15 protein-coding genes and 1 riboswitch are annotated in these 19058 nt (G+C 37.8%); of the genes, 4 read left to right on the top strand and 11 right to left on the bottom strand.

What is annotated here, in order from left to right:
* Positions 1–147 precede the first annotated feature (147 nt).
* Positions 148–915 (bottom strand): WG repeat-containing protein, encoded by a 768-nt coding sequence (locus BMX24_RS16060; protein ID WP_170835729.1) that lies wholly within the window; start codon positions 913–915, stop codon positions 148–150.
* A 453-nt stretch (positions 916–1368) separates the two neighbouring features.
* Between BMX24_RS16060 and BMX24_RS16055 the strand changes: the two genes are divergently transcribed.
* The 3 genes from BMX24_RS16055 to BMX24_RS16045 all read left to right on the top strand — a co-directional run bounded on the left by BMX24_RS16055 (position 1369) and on the right by BMX24_RS16045 (position 8999).
* Positions 1369–4140, top strand: coding sequence for a bifunctional aconitate hydratase 2/2-methylisocitrate dehydratase (locus BMX24_RS16055; protein WP_089794484.1), 2772 nt, complete (start codon positions 1369–1371; stop codon positions 4138–4140).
* Between the two features lie 56 nt (positions 4141–4196).
* Positions 4197–6467 carry an aconitate hydratase gene (locus BMX24_RS16050; protein ID WP_089794482.1) on the top strand — a complete coding sequence of 757 codons (2271 nt, stop codon included), beginning with the start codon at positions 4197–4199 and terminating at the stop codon, positions 6465–6467.
* A 300-nt stretch (positions 6468–6767) separates the two neighbouring features.
* Entirely contained in the window at positions 6768–8999 is a 2232-nt protein-coding gene (locus BMX24_RS16045) for an outer membrane beta-barrel family protein (RefSeq protein WP_089794480.1), read from the top strand.
* Positions 9000–9042: 43 nt separating this feature from the next.
* Here the strand turns inward: BMX24_RS16045 and BMX24_RS16040 are convergent, their stop codons facing one another.
* The 9 genes from BMX24_RS16040 to thiS form a co-directional block, all read right to left on the bottom strand.
* Complete coding sequence (locus tag BMX24_RS16040; protein ID WP_089794478.1) at positions 9043–11094, bottom strand: Ig-like domain-containing protein; 2052 nt, start codon at positions 11092–11094, stop codon at positions 9043–9045.
* A 167-nt stretch (positions 11095–11261) separates the two neighbouring features.
* Positions 11262–11972: a HesA/MoeB/ThiF family protein gene (locus tag BMX24_RS16035; protein WP_089794477.1), complete on the bottom strand. Its 711-nt coding sequence runs from the start codon at positions 11970–11972 to the stop codon at positions 11262–11264.
* A 145-nt stretch (positions 11973–12117) separates the two neighbouring features.
* Positions 12118–13236: a 2-iminoacetate synthase ThiH gene (gene thiH, locus BMX24_RS16030; protein WP_089794475.1), complete on the bottom strand. Its 1119-nt coding sequence runs from the start codon at positions 13234–13236 to the stop codon at positions 12118–12120.
* A 10-nt stretch (positions 13237–13246) separates the two neighbouring features.
* Positions 13247–14023 (bottom strand): thiazole synthase, encoded by a 777-nt coding sequence (locus BMX24_RS16025; protein WP_089794473.1) that lies wholly within the window; start codon positions 14021–14023, stop codon positions 13247–13249.
* Positions 14020–14634 (bottom strand): thiamine phosphate synthase, encoded by a 615-nt coding sequence (locus tag BMX24_RS16020; protein WP_089794471.1) that lies wholly within the window; start codon positions 14632–14634, stop codon positions 14020–14022. The genes BMX24_RS16025 and BMX24_RS16020 overlap by 4 nt, the downstream gene beginning before the upstream one ends.
* 83 nt (positions 14635–14717) lie before the next feature.
* Positions 14718–15461, bottom strand: coding sequence for a hydroxymethylpyrimidine/phosphomethylpyrimidine kinase (locus tag BMX24_RS16015; protein ID WP_089794469.1), 744 nt, complete (start codon positions 15459–15461; stop codon positions 14718–14720).
* Positions 15437–16021: a thiamine phosphate synthase gene (locus BMX24_RS16010; RefSeq protein WP_089794467.1), complete on the bottom strand. Its 585-nt coding sequence runs from the start codon at positions 16019–16021 to the stop codon at positions 15437–15439. Before BMX24_RS16010 ends, BMX24_RS16015 begins: the two co-directional genes overlap by 25 nt.
* Positions 16018–17829 carry a phosphomethylpyrimidine synthase ThiC gene (gene thiC / locus BMX24_RS16005; RefSeq protein ID WP_089794465.1) on the bottom strand — a complete coding sequence of 604 codons (1812 nt, stop codon included), beginning with the start codon at positions 17827–17829 and terminating at the stop codon, positions 16018–16020. The genes BMX24_RS16010 and thiC overlap by 4 nt, the downstream gene beginning before the upstream one ends.
* Before the next feature lie 24 nt (positions 17830–17853).
* On the bottom strand, positions 17854–18060 hold the full coding sequence (gene thiS, locus BMX24_RS16000; protein ID WP_089794462.1) for a sulfur carrier protein ThiS: 207 nt from the start codon (positions 18058–18060) through the stop codon (positions 17854–17856).
* Positions 18061–18118: 58 nt separating this feature from the next.
* A riboswitch (TPP riboswitch) is annotated at positions 18119–18218 on the bottom strand.
* Here thiS and BMX24_RS21240 point away from each other — a divergent pair.
* Positions 18191–18358, top strand: coding sequence for a hypothetical protein (locus BMX24_RS21240; RefSeq protein ID WP_170835728.1), 168 nt, complete (start codon positions 18191–18193; stop codon positions 18356–18358). Its footprint overlaps the riboswitch before it by 28 nt.
* Before the next feature lie 19 nt (positions 18359–18377).
* Here BMX24_RS21240 and BMX24_RS15995 read toward each other — a convergent pair whose 3' ends face one another.
* Positions 18378–19055: an RluA family pseudouridine synthase gene (locus BMX24_RS15995; RefSeq protein ID WP_089794459.1), complete on the bottom strand. Its 678-nt coding sequence runs from the start codon at positions 19053–19055 to the stop codon at positions 18378–18380.
* Between the last annotated feature and the right edge of the window lie 3 nt (positions 19056–19058).

The following is a 19058-nucleotide window of genomic DNA, read 5'->3' as shown; positions in this document are numbered from 1 at the left end:
AAAAATTAATGATATGTTGGGAATTGGTTTTTGGGGTGAAGAGTTTTTTGGTTTAAATGGATTTTAATTAATTTTAATTTTATAGATACTTCGACTCTGCTCAGCACCAATTCGTGATATTCGTGAAAAAATTCGTAAAATTTGTGTTTAATAAGTTTTGTTTTTAGAATCAATATAATAATAATCCTTCCCATCCTTAGAAACATCAAACATTCTGCCCAGTTTCCAGCTGAAATTACGTTTGATATCAGAATATTCAAAAGGGATAATAATATTATTATTAACATCGATTACTCCGAAAGCATCATTTTTAGAAGCAATAATCATCGGGTTTACAACATCATCCCCTTCCAGAATATATAAATAATCGTATTGAGGATAGACCTGGAACTGCTTATAATCTTTAGGATCTTTAAATTTAGATTTTTCTATAATTCCATAAAAACCATTTAAAACATACGCCTGAAACAGCTGTTGAGTATATTCTTTAGGAGCACATTGAGCAAGATCGGATTGTTTAAATTGATACACTCTTTTCCCTTTTTTATCTATTCTGTATGATATTTCATCTTTTTCTACAGTCGCGTATTCTGCTGTCCCGAATTTTCTTACTTTTTCATTAGGAGAATTTAAAAGATTACAATCTTCATAGAAAAAAACCGCAATATGATATTGAGGAGGAATGACAAACTTCCCTTTTTGGTTGACATAGCCAAAATTTCCGTCTTTCTTTTTCGGAATTAATACAGGAAGCTCCTTATTGATAATGACAAGATCAGAAGTTTTCGGTGCTGTCAATGTCTTTTTACCTGCAGTTTTTGTGGTGTTTTTAATCGGCAGTTTCTTCACAGATTTGGCCTGCGAAAAAACAAAAACTGAAATAAATACACACAAAAATTGAACTACATTTTTCATATTCACCATTTACTTACAAAAATATGACCAAAAATAGAAAATATAAAATTCATATTTATAAAGAATCTAAATAATTTCAAGTGCAGAAAATATTAAAAATCCGTAAATTTGGGAACATTTTTAAGTGTTTGATAATCTAAAAACGTTTTGGAGATATGATTTTTTGATCATTAATGATATCAAAAAAGTGTACAAATCTTAGCCCAAAGAGAGTTTTTACAATAAGACAGATCGCAGGTAAGCCGCTTACACTCCCGAAAATCATATACTTAACCTTTAAGACGGAGCATTATCTCACATTTTGAATGAAGTAGATTATGTTGTATCACTACAGTCGTTTTTTTGCGGCAGCTTTAAATAATTTTATTGTAATTTAAACACTGTTAAGAAAAATGACAGTACATAAACAACTGTTTCAACTCTACATTTACAATTGAAAAGACTTCTATTATTATGAATATTTATCAGGATTACATCCAAGAAATTGAAGAACGTAAAAACCAAGGGCTTCATCCAAAGCCAATCGACAGTGCAGAACTATTAAGTGAAATCATTGCACAGATTAAAGATACAGCTAATGAGCACAGAGCTGATTCTCTTAAATTTTTTATTTATAACACTTTACCCGGAACAACAAGTGCTGCCGCTGTAAAAGCTAAGTTTTTAAAAGAAATTATTCTTGGTGAATCCGTAGTAGAAGAAATATCTCCCGCTTTTGCTTTTGAATTGCTGTCTCACATGAAAGGCGGCAAGTCAATCGAAGTATTATTAGATCTGGCTTTAGGTAACGATGTTGCTATTGCTAAAGAAGCGGCAAAAGTTCTTAAAACTCAGGTTTTCCTTTATGAAGCGGATACAAACCGTCTGAAGGAAGCATATCATAGCGGTAACGAAATCGCAAAAGAAATCCTTGAAAGCTACGCGCAGGCTGAATTCTTCACCAAACTTCCTGAAGTTGCTGAGGAAATTAAAGTCGTAACGTTCATCGCGGGTGAAGGAGACATCTCAACAGATTTACTTTCTCCGGGAAATCAGGCTCACTCGAGATCCGACCGTGAATTGCACGGAAAATGTATGATCACTCCTGAAGCACAGGCAGAAATCAAAGCTTTACAGGCACAGCATCCTGATGCAAGCGTAATGCTTATTGCAGAAAAAGGAACAATGGGTGTTGGCTCATCTCGTATGTCAGGGGTAAACAATGTTGCTCTCTGGACAGGAAAACAGGCAAGTCCGTACGTACCATTCGTAAATATCGCTCCGATTGTTGGAGGTACAAACGGTATTTCTCCGATTTTCCTTACGACAGTTGACGTTACCGGAGGCATCGGTATCGACCTTAAAAACTGGGTGAAAAAAGTTGACGAAAACGGAAATCCTATTCGTAATGAAGCCGGAGAAGTTGTTCTTGAAGAAGCTTATTCGGTAGCTACAGGAACGGTTCTTACCATTAATACAAAAACAAAAAAATTATATAACGGAGATAAAGAATTAATAGACCTTACTAAATCTTTCACTCCGCAAAAGATGGAATTCATCAAAGCTGGTGGCTCTTACGCCATTGTATTTGGTAAAAAATTACAAACATTCGCAGCTCAGGTTTTAGGAATTGAAGCTCCGTTGGTTTTTGCTCCATCTAAAGAAATTTCTCATGAAGGGCAGGGTCTTACAGCGGTTGAAAAAATCTTCAACAGAAATGCTGTTGGCATCACGCCGGGAAAAGTTTTACATGCAGGATCTGATGTTCGTGTACAGGTAAACATCGTTGGATCTCAGGACACAACCGGTTTGATGACTTCTCAGGAATTGGAATCGATGGCGGCAACTGTGATTTCTCCGATCGTTGACGGTGCTTATCAGTCAGGTTGTCACACAGCTTCCGTTTGGGATAAAAAAGCTCAGGCTAATATTCCTAAATTAATGAAATTCATGAACGAATTCGGTTTGATCACAGCCCGTGACCCGAAAGGTAAATATCACGCCATGACAGACGTAATTCATAAAGTTCTTAACGATATTACGGTTGACGAGTGGGCGATCATCATCGGTGGTGACTCTCACACAAGAATGTCTAAAGGGGTTGCTTTCGGAGCAGACTCCGGAACGGTTGCTCTTGCATTAGCGACAGGTGAAGCATCTATGCCGATCCCTGAATCTGTAAAAGTAACGTTCAAAGGAGAAATGAAAGAACATATGGATTTCCGTGATGTTGTTCATGCAACTCAGGCTCAGATGTTGAAGCAGTTTGGAGGGGAAAACGTATTTCAGGGTAGAATCATTGAGGTTCATATCGGAACACTTCCTGCTGACCAGGCATTTACCTTTACAGACTGGACTGCCGAAATGAAGGCTAAAGCTTCCATTAATATTTCTGAAGACAATACTTTGATCGAATCATTGGAAATTGCAAAAGGCAGAATCCAGATCATGATCGACAAGGGTATGGATAATAAAAACCAGGTTCTTAAAGGATTAATTGAAAAAGCAGACAAGAGAATTGCAGAAATTAAATCTGGCGAAAAACCAGCGTTAACTCCGGATGCAAATGCAAAATATTACGCAGAAGTAGTTGTAGATCTTGACGTCATCGTAGAACCGATGATTGCTGACCCGGATGTAAACAACGAAGATGTTTCGAAGAGATACACTCACGATACGATCAGAGCGCTTTCTTATTACGGAGGTGAGAAAAAAGTAGATCTTGGATTTGTAGGATCTTGTATGGTACACAAAGGAGATTTAAAAATCGTTTCTCAAATGCTTAAAAACATTGAAAAACAACAAGGTAAAGTAGAATTCAACGCTCCTCTTGTGGTAGCCGCTCCGACTTATAATATTATTGATGAATTAAAAGCGGAAGGAGACTGGGAATTTTTAGAAAAATACTCTGGCTTCGAATTTGATGATAATGCTCCTAAAGGCGAAGCTCGTGTTGAATATAAAAATATGATGTACCTTGAGCGTCCGGGATGTAACCTTTGTATGGGTAACCAGGAAAAAGCAGCTAAAGGAGACACCGTATTAGCAACTTCTACCCGCCTTTTCCAGGGAAGAGTAGTTGAAGATTCCGAACGTAAAAAAGGAGAATCTTTATTGGCTTCAACACCGGTTGTTGTTTTATCTGCCATCATTGGAAGAATTCCTAATATAGATGAATATAAAGCTGCAGTTGAGGGCATTGATCTGACTAAATTTGCACCTCCTATCAAGGAGCTTGTTAAATAAATCAGACAACATGTTTCAGCTGTCAATATAAATGTATAAACATTAATTTAACAGATATGACCTTTGATATTGATATGATCAAAAAGGTGTATGAGCGTTACCCTGAGAGAATTGCTGCGGCAAGACAAATCGTGGGAAAACCTCTTACCCTTTCAGAAAAAATCCTTTACACCCACCTTTGGGAAGGGAATGCTACAAAAGTACATGAAAGAGGAAACTCTTATGTAGACTTCGCACCAGACAGAGTAGCCATGCAGGATGCAACTGCACAGATGGCACTTTTGCAATTCATGCAGGCAGGAAAAGCTAAAGTTGCTGTTCCTTCAACTGCTCACGCCGATCACTTGATTCAGGCGAGAATAGGTGCAGAAGCAGATTTACAGGAAGGTATCAACAAAAACTCAGAGGTTTTCAACTTCCTTAGTTCAGTTTGCGATAAATACGGAATCGGTTTCTGGAAGCCGGGTGCCGGAATTATCCACCAGGTTGTATTAGAAAATTATGCTTTCCCCGGAGGTATGATGATCGGTACAGACTCTCATACGGTAAATGCAGGAGGTTTAGGAATGGTTGCTATCGGTGTAGGTGGTGCTGATGCGGTAGACGTAATGGCAGGAATGGCTTGGGAACTTAAAATGCCAAAATTAATTGGGGTAAAGTTAACAGGTAAAATGTCTGGCTGGACTTCCGCAAAAGACGTTATCCTAAAAGTTGCAGGAATCCTTACTGTAAAAGGAGGAACAGGATGCATCGTAGAATATTTCGGAGAAGGAGCAGAATCTCTTTCGGCAACAGGTAAAGGAACAATCTGTAACATGGGTGCTGAAATCGGGGCTACAACTTCTACTTTCGGATACGATGATTCAATGAGAAGATATCTGGCTGCTACAGGAAGACAGGATGTTGTAGATGCAGCTGACAAAATTGCTGAACACTTAACAGGTGATGCAGAAGTATATGCAAACCCTGAACAATATTTCGATCAATTAATAGAAATCAACCTTTCTGAATTGGCTCCTCACCTGAACGGACCTTTCACTCCGGATTTAGCTACACCGGTTTCTGAATTCAGAGCGAAAGCTGAAGCCAACGGATGGCCATTAGAAGTAGAATGGGCTTTGATCGGTTCTTGTACCAACTCTTCTTACGAAGATTTATCAAGAGCAGCTTCTATCGTGGAAGATGCTGTTGCTAAAGGAGTTAAACCTAAAGCTATCCTGGGTATCAATCCCGGATCTGAGCAGGTGAAATTCACAGCAGAAAGAGACGGTTTCTTAGATTCTTTCAGAAAATTTGAAAATGCAAGAATCTTTACCAACGCTTGTGGACCTTGTATCGGACAATGGGACAGAGAAGGTGCTGAAAAAGGAGAGAAAAATTCAATTATTCACTCTTTCAACAGAAACTTTGCAAAAAGAGCAGACGGTAACCCGAATACTCACGCTTTCGTAGCCTCTCCTGAAATGGTAGCTGCCATCGCAATCTCTGGAAGATTAGACTTTAACCCAATCACAGATACGTTAACCAACGAATCCGGAGAACAGATAAAATTAAACGAACCTCAAGGTTTTGAATTACCTGCAAAAGGATTTGCGGTAGATGACAACGGATATCAGGCTCCATCTGCTGACGGATCTTCTGTTGTTGTAAACGTAAGCCCGACTTCTGACAGACTTCAGTTATTAGAAGAATTCCCGGCTTGGGATGGCAAAAACATTACCGGAGCAAGACTTTTAATTAAAGCTTTCGGAAAATGTACAACCGACCACATTTCTATGGCTGGACCATGGTTGAAATACAGAGGTCACTTGGACAATATTTCAAACAACATGTTGATCGGAGCTGTAAATGCTTTCAATATGGAAACCAATAAGGTGAAAAATGTATTGACTGCAGAATATGGAGAAGTTCCTGCCGTACAGAGAGCTTACAAAGCTGCTGGTGTGCCTTCAATCGTTGTGGGAGATCAGAACTATGGTGAAGGTTCTTCAAGAGAACATGCAGCCATGGAGCCAAGACACCTTGGAGTAAAAGCAGTATTGGTAAAATCATTTGCGAGAATCCATGAAACGAACCTTAAAAAACAAGGAATGTTGGGGTTAACTTTTGCTAATGAAGCTGATTACGATAAAATTTTAGAAGACGATGTGATCAACTTCTTAGATCTTGATCAGTTTGCTCCTGGAAAACAATTGACTTTAGAGTTCATCCACGCAGACGGAACTAAAGATATTATCATAGCAAACCATACGTACAACGATCAGCAGATTGACTGGTTCAAGGCGGGTTCTGCCCTGAATTTGATTAAACAACAAGAAAAAAATTAATTGCTAGATTTAATTTAATCATAGAAAAAGCAACTTCAATTTTGGAGTTGCTTTTTTATTTTAGTTTTAAAAATTAATTAAAATCCTTCGACAGCTTCGCGATCAGGATGACACCGCTAATACTAACTGTTTAAAAATATTCATAGTGATTTTTCAGTGTTATCCTGAACGGAGTCGAAGGATTTTATATTTTAATAAAATTTTAATCTTTACTAAAAAATTAAAAAATCCAAAAGACATTCTTTGTAACAAAAATCATTTTTCTGCGTCTAACAAATTAGAAGAAGTAGAAAAAACATTATGAAAAAAACTATTATTGCATCACTTTTTTTGGGAACCATATTCACGTATGCCCAGGAAAAAACTAATAGTCATACCAAAGAAAAGCAAATAGAAGGTGTCACCATCACCAAAACTAAAAAAGCCGTTGAACAAAAAGCCGATCGTACAATTTTCGATTTTTCGGAACAACCTCAGCTGAATAACGGAAATGTGTTGGAAGGGATAAAAAAACTTCCCGGACTGGTATCTACCGACATCGCAGGAATGATGTATCAGGGGAAAGTTCTTGATGTTTATTTAAATGGAAGACCTTTAAATATTACTTCCAACGAACTGAATTCTTTTCTTGAAGGTATGCCCGCAAACTCTGTCGACAGAATTGAAGTGATCACCCAACCCGGAGCAGAATTTCCGGCAACTTCAGGCGGAGCCATCATGAATATCATTACGAATAAAAATGCAAATAAATATTTAACAGCAACGTATTCAGGGAATTATTCTTTTACAAATTATGATAAATTCAGAAGCAGAACGAGCAATTCCATGAATCTGAATGCCAGAAATAAACTGTTCGGCTGGCAATTAAATTTTGGACAGAACTACCGTGAAAGTATGCTTACAACCAATCAGAATGACTTGTTACGAAGCAATACAGACCGATATGGCCGTGGATATTTTGCAAAATCAGGTTTGACTTTTGATCTGGGAATGGACAGATTGCTACTGAATTACGACATTTATCACAATAATAACGACAACTATACGCTGAGTGACGGTGAAGGTAATGTAAAAATCCCGATTGAAAATACTGATCCACAGGAATATACTTACAGAGATTTTATTTTTAATGCATCGGATGCAGCACATACATTAAACACAAGACAGGAGGCTGTTGTTACCTATCAAAAACGTTTTGACGATAAAGCTCAGAAATTGGATTTCCAGTTTGGATATACAAAATCCAGCAGCAAATTTGATCAGGATAATATCTTCAGAGAGGGAAAATATTTCGACCCAGAAGAATCTTACTATATCGTCGGAGGACGGGTTTTGAGCAATAGATCTGATATGAAAATTGCCAATTTTAAAGTTGATTATTCCCAACCCTTAAAAATTCTAGATGGTGGAAAAGTAAGCTTGGGAGGGTTGTATGAAAATCAGGATTTTGATACGGAAAGCAAAGGCTTAACCAACTTAGAATACAAAAGACAAACGACAGCAACGTATCTGGAATTTCAGGCTAAGCTGAAAAAGTTTGACTTCATTTTAGGAACGCGTGCGGAAAACTATGATATTTCAGGAGTTACGAGAGTTCTTGACAGTACGAATGCGGTGGTTCAGAAAGACTTAATTCCTTTTAATAAATTTAAATTATTCCCGAATGCAAGCGTTCAGTATAATTTAATGAACCAAGTGTATGTTTCTGCGAATTATAATAAAAAGATCAGCTTACCGAGTATTTCTGCCTTAAATCCGAATAACACGACATTCCAGGGACCAAATACACAGGTAACGGGTAACCCGAATCTTCAGCCGACGATTTTTGATAATTATGAATTGAAAGTTTCTGCGTTTGATTATGCATTCATCGGATATAGTGTGAGTTCTGCAAGCAACCAGGTGGCGCAGATCATCAGAAAAGACGGTAAAAATCTATTCAATGAGCAGGTGAATATCTCAAATATGAAAATTCATAACTTTAATGTCGGACTTCCGGTTCCGTTTATGATTTTCAGCAAGCCGATCAGCGAGATTATGAAGTTTAATTTTAATCCTGATAAGATTAATTTCATGTATCTATACGCCGGATATCAAAAGCATGATATTGATAATCTGAACAATAAAGGCTTCTGGATCTTTAATATTATGACTCAGCTGATCTTGCCGAAAGATATAAAACTGACGGCAAATTACAGTTATTTGACCCCGAAAGCGGGATATTTCTACTTTACGGCAGAAAAGCCATTCAACAACTCGCTTGATATTACGTTAACGAAAAAATTCATGGATAATCGCCTGACGGTTTCTGTTTTTGCCAATGACATTTTCAACGGACAGGTAATGCAGGTGCGTTCTAATCCACCTTCAGGAGAAGCAGTTTATATGAGAAATAAGTATGATACGAGAAATTTCGGACTTTCTATCAATTATAAAATTCCAACCAAAAATAAGCTGGCGAAAGAAGATCCAAACATTTTAAACAGTACCAAAAAAGAAGATAACGGCGGCGTGATGCAGCAGGGACAATAATTAAAAATAAAAACGGCTCCGATGAAGAGCCGTTTTTTTATTGTTATTTCTTAATTGCTTTTACGGATTGTCTGGTTCCGTTTTTCATATCAAGAATCAGGATGTATAAACCTTGAGGAAGATCATTAAGCTTAATAACAGATTCCGGAAGCATATTATTTTTAATTAATTTTCCGGAAGCATCGGTCACCTGTATCGATTTTACCATTTCAGGTCTGTCGATATGAATGACATCTGTAAAAGGATTCGGATATATTTTCATCATATCTTTAGCTTTCACTTCGGAAGTAGATAAACAATTAACATCTACTGTTGCCGTTACCGCAGTTCTTGCAGATTCACATCCGGAGTTTACTTTCAGATTATACATAAAATAATAAGAATTCGAAGCTACATTAGATCCCGTTGTAATGCTGAAATTAGGAATCGAATATGGGAAAACCGCATTACTCTGATAGTTTCTGTAATAGTTTCCACCGGAAATTCTCATTCTGTACGTTCCCGGAGTCAGCAGCATATTAATAGGAACCGTTTGCGGAGTCGTTCCGTCACTTGCAATGGTCGAAGTAAAAGGAATTGTATTAATAACATTAAAAGTCGTCGGCCCCTGTAAAATTTCCAGTGTGGTGCTTTGTCCTGCCGAAGCCGGAAATACATCGGTAGAAACCAAAGTTACCGCCTGATTTGTTACTTCAAACTGAATATAATACGTCGTAATAGCTCCTGTAGTAGCCGGAGCCGTTAATGAATTCGGGTTTTGCGGCCCTACAAACATTGAAGTTCCGTTACTTGCAGAAACATAATATGGTGTCGTTGCAGACAACGCAGGTGTTGTAAACGTTGATCCTGCTCCTACCACATTTCCACCCGTGCTTGCATCATACCAAGTCAGGATAGCGGTCGGATCCGTTGTCATTGCAGACAATGTCGCTGAACTTCCCGGACAAACGGTAGCCGGTGTAGTAGATGATATGACAGGCGGTTGACAAGCCGTTGTAAACTGAACCGACTGTAAAGACCAAACACTAGTATCTCCTGCACCACAGTTTGATCTTACCCAAACATAATAGGTCGTTGCCGGAGCCAATGCTGTTAATGTTGCTGATGTTCCCGTAACATTAGGTATTGTCGGCGGCGTAGAAGATGTCGGCGGTGTAGATGAAGTACTGTAATAAATATCATAACTAGATGGAGCAGAGCTTGGAGCCGTCCAGGTGATCGCTGCAGTACTTGTAGTTGTTGATGTAACTGTTATCGCCTGCGGAACCCAGCACGTTGGAGGTGTCCAAGTGTAAGTTAATCCTGAGGACGGCATTCCCGGAGTGGCATTTACGGTATTAAAATTCTGTGAACTGGTGTTCGCTGTACCTGCCGTAGAATTTATAAATTCCAGTGTTGTGGCATTAAGCCTGTTGTTATAATCTGCATTGGAAGTTCCTCTCAGTCCGATCTGGGCTGTTCCTGAAATACTTGTATTTCCGACTATATAAGAACCCGTTTCATAGACTGTATTGATAACATTAGATGTTTCATGAAGCCTGATCTGGAACGAAAATGCATACGCAGATGTAGTAGAAGTGCTGTTGTTGGGACGGAAATTTTTCCATTGAACAATCACTTCACGATTGGGAGCCGTACCTATCGTTTCCCAAGTGATGCTTCCAGTTGTAGCATTGATATCAAACATACTGCTGATATCTCTTCCGAATGCTGCAATAGCTCCTTCATAAGCTGCCGTATTGGAAATCGGGGTTGTATTTGTGGTAGACGGTGCGGTAGATCCGAAAGTCACAAAACCATTGGTAGACACATTCATTGAACTGTAAGAAGTACCATTAAAGGTAAAATTAAAAGGCAATGTCACTGCATACACACTGCTGTTCAGATTGGTTGTGGAAGTGTTTCCTGTCGCCGTATCTAAAATTGTTCCGCCAATTCCCGTAAAGCTCCCCGTAGATTGTGAAAAACTATAGGTACTTACCTGTGCATTTACGAAAGTACTGGCCCCTAATAATAAGGCCAAACCAGCTGCAGTACGCCTAAAGAGATTTTTTCCTTTCGCCTGAAGCGAAAGAAACGTGTAAAAATGTTTCATGGGATATGGATTAAAAATTTATCTTAAATATACATTTAAAACAAACATTACCCAAAATAATTAACAAATTCAAAACAAAACTCTTAATTTATTAGCCAAAACAAAATATTATTCTTTTTTAGGTACCACAAAAAATAGAAATGTTCTTTTATGTTAAAAAAATAAATTTAAAAGTCTATCGTCTGAAATGTCCAGTTTAAAGTATCAATTAAGGTTAACTGATTTATATTCAATGGCAAATCGGTGATCATCTTTAAAGTCAGGTTGGCCATCATACTTCCCACAATTCCCGGCAAAGCTCCCAACACACCAAGGCTGTCACAGTCGGGAAGGTTTTCATCAAAAGGTGGTTCAGAGAAAATATCCCTTAAATTTTTACTTCCTTTATAATTAAAAACCGCGACCTGTCCGGAAAATCCCAGAATACTTCCGTAAATCAATGGCTTTTTTAATTTTATGCAAGTGTCATTAATCAAGTATCTTGTTTTAAAATTGTCAGACCCGTCAATAATAATATCAAATTGTGAAATGATTTCTTCTGCATTGGAGTCATCAATTTTTTGATCAATTCCAATATACTTTACCTGATGATTAAGGTTTTTTACAAATTCTCCGGCACTTTTTACCTTCAATTTCCCGATAGAATTTTCATTATGAATAATTTGTCGGTTTAAGTTGTGCAATTCAACCTCATCAAAATCCACAACACCTAATGTCCCAACTCCAGCCGCCGCTAAATATTGAATCACAGGACTTCCCAATCCACCCGCTCCGATCACAAGAACTTTTGAGTTCATTATTTTTCTTTGACCTTCCAAACCTATTTCTTCAATGAAAATCTGTCGGCTATATCGTGCAAAAATGTCTTCGTTTTTCATTAATAATTTGTTGTTAAATTGTTTTTAACACAAGGTAATTTTAAAATTATACAGAATATTTTTCGTTCGCAAGGGCATTTCATTCAGCAATTGATAGCAATTTTTAAGTCTTTGCAATTTTGCGTTTAAAATAGTTTTCAATTTTTTAAATTCCACTGTAAACTGCATCCCAATCCTTCATTATCGGATCGTAACCTGCTTTTTTAATGATATTTTTAATTTCATCCATGCTTCTCTCATCGCTGGTTTCAAATTGTTCCAAAGACTCTTTGTCAACCGCATAACCACCGGGATTGGTTTTCGAAGCCGCACTCATCGCCGTCGCTCCTAGTGAAATAATATTGTCTCTAAATTTTTCATTTTCTCTTGTGGAAATCGAAATTTCCAGATCTTCATTCCAAATTCTGTAGGCACAGATTAATTGCAATAAATCTTTGTCTGACATGATAAAATTAGGTTCGATAATTCCCTCCGCTGGCCGAAGTCTCGGAAATGAAACAGAAAATTTGCTCTTCCAATATTGCTTCTGAAGATAATCGATGTGAAGTGCATTGAAAAAACTGTCAACACGCCAATCTTCCAACCCTAGCAAAACACCCAATCCCATTTTATGAATTCCCGCTTTTCCGATTCTGTCGGGTGTTTCCAGACGAAAATTGAAATTTGATTTCTTGCCTTTCGGATGATATTCTTTGTAAACTTCCTGATGATACGTTTCCTGGTATACTAAAACGGCATTCACTCCCGCCTCGTGAAGCTGTTGATATTCTTCCTCAGACAAAGGCTGTACTTCAATGGAAATATTGGCAAAATGGGGCTTCAACAAACGAATGGCATTCAGAAAATAATCAATTCCGACCGTTTTATTCGCTTCTCCGCTCACCAGCAACACATGATTCACGCCCATTGATTTTAAAACTGTAGCTTCAATCATCAATTCGGTATCAGAAAGGGTTTTCCTTTTAATCGAATTATCTAAGCTAAAGCCACAATACGTACAGATATTCTGGCATTCGTTGCTCAAATATAACGGTGCATACAGCTGAATGGTTTTCCCGAATCGTTTTTGGGTAAGCTGCTGTGTCATTTTCGCCATTAACTCTAATTTCTGAGCAGCAACAGGTGAAAGAAAATTCAGGAAATCTTCTATAGTTCTATTCTTTTTTTGAAGGCTGCTTTCCACATCAGATAACGTCACTTTTTCAAGCTTTGTTCTGACCTCTTCCCATTGATATTTTTCAAAAAAATCTTTAAAACTCTTCATAAAATTTAGTTTAATCAAACAAAAAAGAAGTCAATGGACTTGAAGCTTCCGCATGTTGTGCAATTGCTCCCAAACCCGCTTCAAAAGCTCTTCTTCCCGCAATTACTCCTTCTTTAAAAGCCAAAGCCATATTTACAGGATTTCTGGCAACCGCGATTGCTGTATTCACTAAAACCGCATCAGCACCCATTTCCATAGCTTTTGCAGCATCGGAAGGCGCACCAATTCCGGCATCTACGACAACAGGAACATTACTCTGACTGATAATGATTTCTAAAAAATCCAGCGTTCTCAAGCCTTTATTCGTTCCAATCGGTGCTCCCAAGGGCATTACAACAGCTGTCCCTGCGTCTTCCAAACGTTTACACAACACCGGATCGGCGTGAATGTAGGGCATTACGATAAATCCTAATTTTGCCAATTCTTCCGTTGCATACAATGTTTCAATCGGGTCGGGTAATAGATATTTTGGATCTGGATGGATTTCCAGTTTTACCCAGTTTGTTTCCAACGCTTCTCTTGCCAATTGCGCTGCCAAAACGGCTTCTTTCGCTGTTCTGGCTCCGGAAGTATTGGGTAAAAGATGAGATTTTGTGGGTTTTAAAGCATTCAGCAGATCATCTTCTGAAGATTGGGAGTCGATTCTTTTCAATGCCATTGTTACCATTTCACTTCCTGAAGCGATGATGGAATCGGTCATTTCTGAAAGGTTCCCGAATTTTCCTGTTCCTAAAAACAATCTTGATTCGAAAGTTCTGTCTGCTATAATTAATGGTTGATTTTTCATTGTAAAACGGTTTTAAATTGGTTGATAATGGAAGGCTGATTCGTAATCTGTCCGGAAACCGCTGCTCCGTAAATCCCAATTGGCTGTAGTAATTCGATGTCATTCAGAACTACTCCACCGATCGCGAATATTTTTGGGATTTCTAATGACCTTTCTTTTAGATTTTGAATAATTTCTTCGTATCCTTCAAAACCTAAAATCGGACTCAATTGTTCTTTGGTAGAGGTAAATCGTAAAGGTCCCAAACCGATATAATCGCATGGTTCGTTCATTCTTTGAAGAACATCTGAAATGGTATTTGCCGTTCCTCCGATGATTTTATTTGTCCCTAAAATATGTCTCGCAATTTCGATGGAAGTATCTTTTAAACCCAGATGAACACCGTCTGCATCGATCTCTTTTGCAATCTGAACATGATCGTTAATAATACAAACCGTCTGATTGTCGGAGCATAATTTTTTTGAAATTTCACAAAGTTTGATGAATTCATTTTCGGGAGCATTTTTCCAGCGAACCTGAATCCATTTTATCCCATGATCAAGAGCTTTTCGGATATTGAGTTCCTGATCTTCTATGGTGAAGCCTTGAGAGATGTACTGTAATTTTTCCATTTTTTATTTCTTTTTTAATGCAAAGGGCTCTAAGATTTTTTTTTACTACTAACTGTTTTTAAGTTTACAAAGACCACAAAGTTTTAATGGTGAAATCCTAATAAAATAGAATTGCTTGTTAAAAATTTTTCGATGTATAATTTTCCGTTTCGGCAAGCTTCTTCCACATTTTTTCCTAAAGCTAAATAACTCGCAATAGCCGAAGAAAGCACACAACCCGAACCGTGTTTTGGATAATAAACAGAAGTTTCATCAGTGGGATAAATTGAAACTTCTTTTCCATTTTCAATCAAAATATCTGTTCCTAGCTTATCTTCGCGATGGCCGCCTTTTATTAAAACTGAGCATGTATTTTCTGATTTTTCAAAAAGATGATTTTTTTGTAAAACTTTGTATTCATTATAGTTTGGTGTGATTAAATCAATTTGTTTTAAAACATTTTCCAGCTCAGAAATTGTATTCAAATCAAAAAAAGAAAACTCGGAAGTGCTCTTCAAAACCGGATCCCAAACAATTTTGGTTTCAGAATTATTTATTTTAATGATTTTAATAATTTCACTTAAAAATTCAGCATCTTTTATCACTCCTATTTTAACGACTTCAAGGTGATAATTTTTCATTAAAACATCAATTGCAGATAAAATTTCTTCCAAAGGTTGCCAATTTAAGCTTAGACATTCAGATTCTGTCTGTAAAGTCATTGCCGTACAAACTCCCAATCCTTGAACTTTCAATTGTTCAAATGTCTTAATGTCTGCCAATAAACCCGCTCCACCACTTGGGTCGTAGCCGGCAATACTCATTACGAAAGGGCGTTCTGTCTGCATTTTTTAAAAACATTTAAAGGTTCATCACTTTCCCAGATGGCGCCTAATAAAGCCACTCCGTCTACTCCATTGTTGAAAACTTCATGAATATTATTTTCATTAATTCCTCCCAAAGCCATCAATTTTACATTTGAATGAGTTCGTTTTTTAATATCATTCAAAATTGTTGAATTTTCTCCATATCCTTTTTTAGAAATACTCGGAAAAACCGGACTGATAAAAGCATATTCCCAATCTTCATTCAATTCATTAAAAGTTTCAATATCATGAACGGACGTTGAAATCGTTTTATCAGCAAAAGATTTATATAAATCATTTTGCCTGTCAATTTCTCTAAAATGAAATCTTGAGATATTAAAATCTTTCGCCAAATCATAATGACTGTGCAAAACCAATTGATGATGAAACTCAGAATCTATCTTTTGAATAAAATCCGCCATTTCTTCTGAATTAATGAAAGGTTTTCTGATATGAAGCAAATTCAAACCTTCCTGAAATAATTCATTAATCAATTCAGTTTCGTTCTTCATCATTTCTTCAGGAGTGATTACGATGATCATATATAAATTTCTTTCCCTTTTTCGATGAATTCCTGTGATTTGTCGAACATTCCTTTTTCTGCAGATTCACGGATTTCCTGTGTAATTTTCATTGAACAGAATTTTGGTCCGCACATCGAACAGAAATGAGCAATCTTCGCTCCGTCCGCAGGAAGTGTTTCATCGTGATACGATCGTGCTGTTTCCGGATCCAGAGAAAGATTGAACTGGTCTTCCCATCGGAATTCGAATCTAGCCTTACTCAAAGCATTGTCTCTGTACTGCGCTCCGGGATGACCTTTTGCTAAATCGGCGGCATGAGCAGCCAATTTATAGGTAATAACTCCAACTTTTACGTCTTCCTTATTTGGAAGCCCCAAATGTTCTTTCGGTGTTACATAACACAACATCGCGCAACCAAACCAGCCAATCATCGCGGCTCCAATTCCTGAAGTGATGTGGTCGTAACCCGGTGCAATATCCGTCGTCAAAGGACCTAATGTGTAAAATGGCGCTTCGTCACATACTTCCAGTTGCTTCTCCATATTTTCTTTGATCATGTGCATCGGAACGTGACCGGGACCTTCAATCATTACCTGAACATTGTGTTTCCATGCAATTTTTGTCAACTCACCTAAAGTTTCTAATTCTGCAAACTGTGCTTCATCATTGGCATCGGCAATTGAACCCGGACGAAGACCGTCACCCAAAGAAAAGGCAACGTCATATTTTTTCATGATCTCACAGATTTCCTCGAAGTGTGTGTACAAAAAGTTTTCTTTATGATGAAAAAGACACCATTTTGCCATGATAGAACCGCCTCTGGAAACAATTCCTGTCACACGTTTTGCCGTCAGATGAATATATCTCAACAAAACGCCGGCGTGAATGGTGAAGTAAGAAACTCCCTGTTCTGCCTGTTCGATTAAGGTATCTTTAAAAATTTCCCAAGTTAAATCTTCTGCAACCCCCTTTACTTTTTCCAACGCCTGGTAAATAGGAACAGTCCCGATCGGAACCGGACTGTTTCTGATGATCCATTCTCTGGTTTCGTGGATATTTTTTCCGGTCGACAGATCCATAATTGTGTCTGCTCCCCATCTGCAAGCCCAGACTGTTTTTTCAACTTCTTCTTCAATACTTGATGAAATGGCACTGTTTCCAATGTTGGCATTAATTTTAACCAAGAAGTTTCGTCCGATAATCATCGGCTCACTTTCGGGGTGATTGATGTTGTTGGGGATGATTGCTCTTCCGGCCGCAATTTCATCTCTTACAAATTCCGGTGTGATTTTGCTTTTTGGAGTTTTTGCTCCAAAACTATTTCCTGGATGTTGAAAAGCCATTTCTTTTGAAACAGAATCAAGCTGCTCGATTCTTTGATTTTCTCTGATGGCAATATATTCCATTTCAGGCGTGATGATGCCCTGTTTTGCGTAGTACAATTGGGTAACTTCTTGTCCTTCTTTAGCAACTTTTGGTTTGTGATTGTAAGAAAACCGCAGTTCATCCAGTTTTGAATCGGCAAGACGGGTTTTTCCGTATTCGGATGTAATTCCGTCGAGAATTTCTACATCATTTCTATCCAAAATCCATTGTTCTCGGATTCTCGGAAGGCCTTTTTCGATATTAATATCTGAATTTTCGTCGGTGTAAGGTCCTGATGTATCGTAAATCGTGACTGGCAGGTTTTCCTCTAAAGTTCCGTTGGACAATTTTGTCGGACTTAGCTGTATTTCGCGCATCGCTACATTGATCGGGTGAATTTTTCCTTCAACGTAGATTTTTTTTGAGTTCGGAAACGGCGAACGTGTGATGTTGTGAGCCATAAAATGATTGGTTTTTTATGAGAATTAACCGCCCTGAGTGGCAGTGATAATTAAAATTGAATCTTTGTCGTTGAGAAATGTTTCCGCCCAGAATGACTGCGGAATAATGCGATTGTTGAGGGCTACCGCGATACCTTTTCGTTTTTGGGGTATTTCAATAGCCATTAATGCTTCCAGAGTTTCGGGAAGTACATCAAATGTTCTGATTGTGTGATTAATTGTGAGCTCCATTCCTAAATTTTTAAATATACTTTAGGAATGCCCATCATTGTACAATGGAATGTACAGCAAAAGTCATCTCACTTTTCCCTACGCTAGTATGATCTAGAAATCAGGTTCAAAGGGTAAAATCTCAGCCTGTTTGTCAACAGACACCCCTAAAGTCAGGACGAAGGTAGACATTTTTTTGAAATGGGCAAAATTTTTTGATGAAGATGGAAGTGGGAAGATGGAGGATGGAAGTTTGAAAATATTTAAAATTTATAATTATAAAATGGAAACCGAATTACCTCCAGCTTCCATCTTCTAACTTCCTTTCTATAATCAAATTACTCCTCACAAGCCCGCCAAACCGCATCATTCTGCGGAACCGGAGCTGTGATTTCAATATTTTCTTTGGTAACGGGATGAATAAATTCCAGTTTTCTGGCGTGAAGATTAATCCCTCCATCCGGATTGGAACGGGGTGAACCGTATTTTAGATCCCCTTTAATCGGAGTTCCTATTTTTGATAACTGAGCTCTGATCTGGTGATGCCTTCCGGTTTCCAGATCAACTTCGAGCAAAAGATAATTATCTAAATTTTTAATAATATGATACGTTAAAATTGCTTCTTTCGCCCCTTCCGTAGCTTTTGGGAAAACAATGGCCTTATTATTTTTTTCGTTTTTCTTTAAATAATGAACCAATCGCTGGGTTTGAGGAATCATTTCCTTTGCTACAACTGCCCAATATGTTTTCTTGATCTCACGGTTTTTTACCATTTGAGTCAAACGTGATAAAGCCTTCGAAGTTTTAGCATAAATCACCAAACCGGAAGTTGGCCTGTCGATGCGATGAACCAAACCGAGAAAAACATTTCCCGGCTTGTCATCTCTTTTTTTTATGAAATTCTTGATTGATTCTAATAAAGATTCATCGCCGGTTTTATCGCCCTGTACAAGCTGTCCGACTTTTTTATTGATGACCAAAAGATGGTTGTCTTCATAAACAATCTGCTCCTCCATACA

This window comes from Chryseobacterium wanjuense (genome assembly GCF_900111495.1).
GTDB classification, from domain to species: Bacteria; Bacteroidota; Bacteroidia; order Flavobacteriales; family Weeksellaceae; genus Chryseobacterium; species Chryseobacterium wanjuense.
This window is presented reverse-complemented; position numbering and strand designations above follow the sequence as displayed.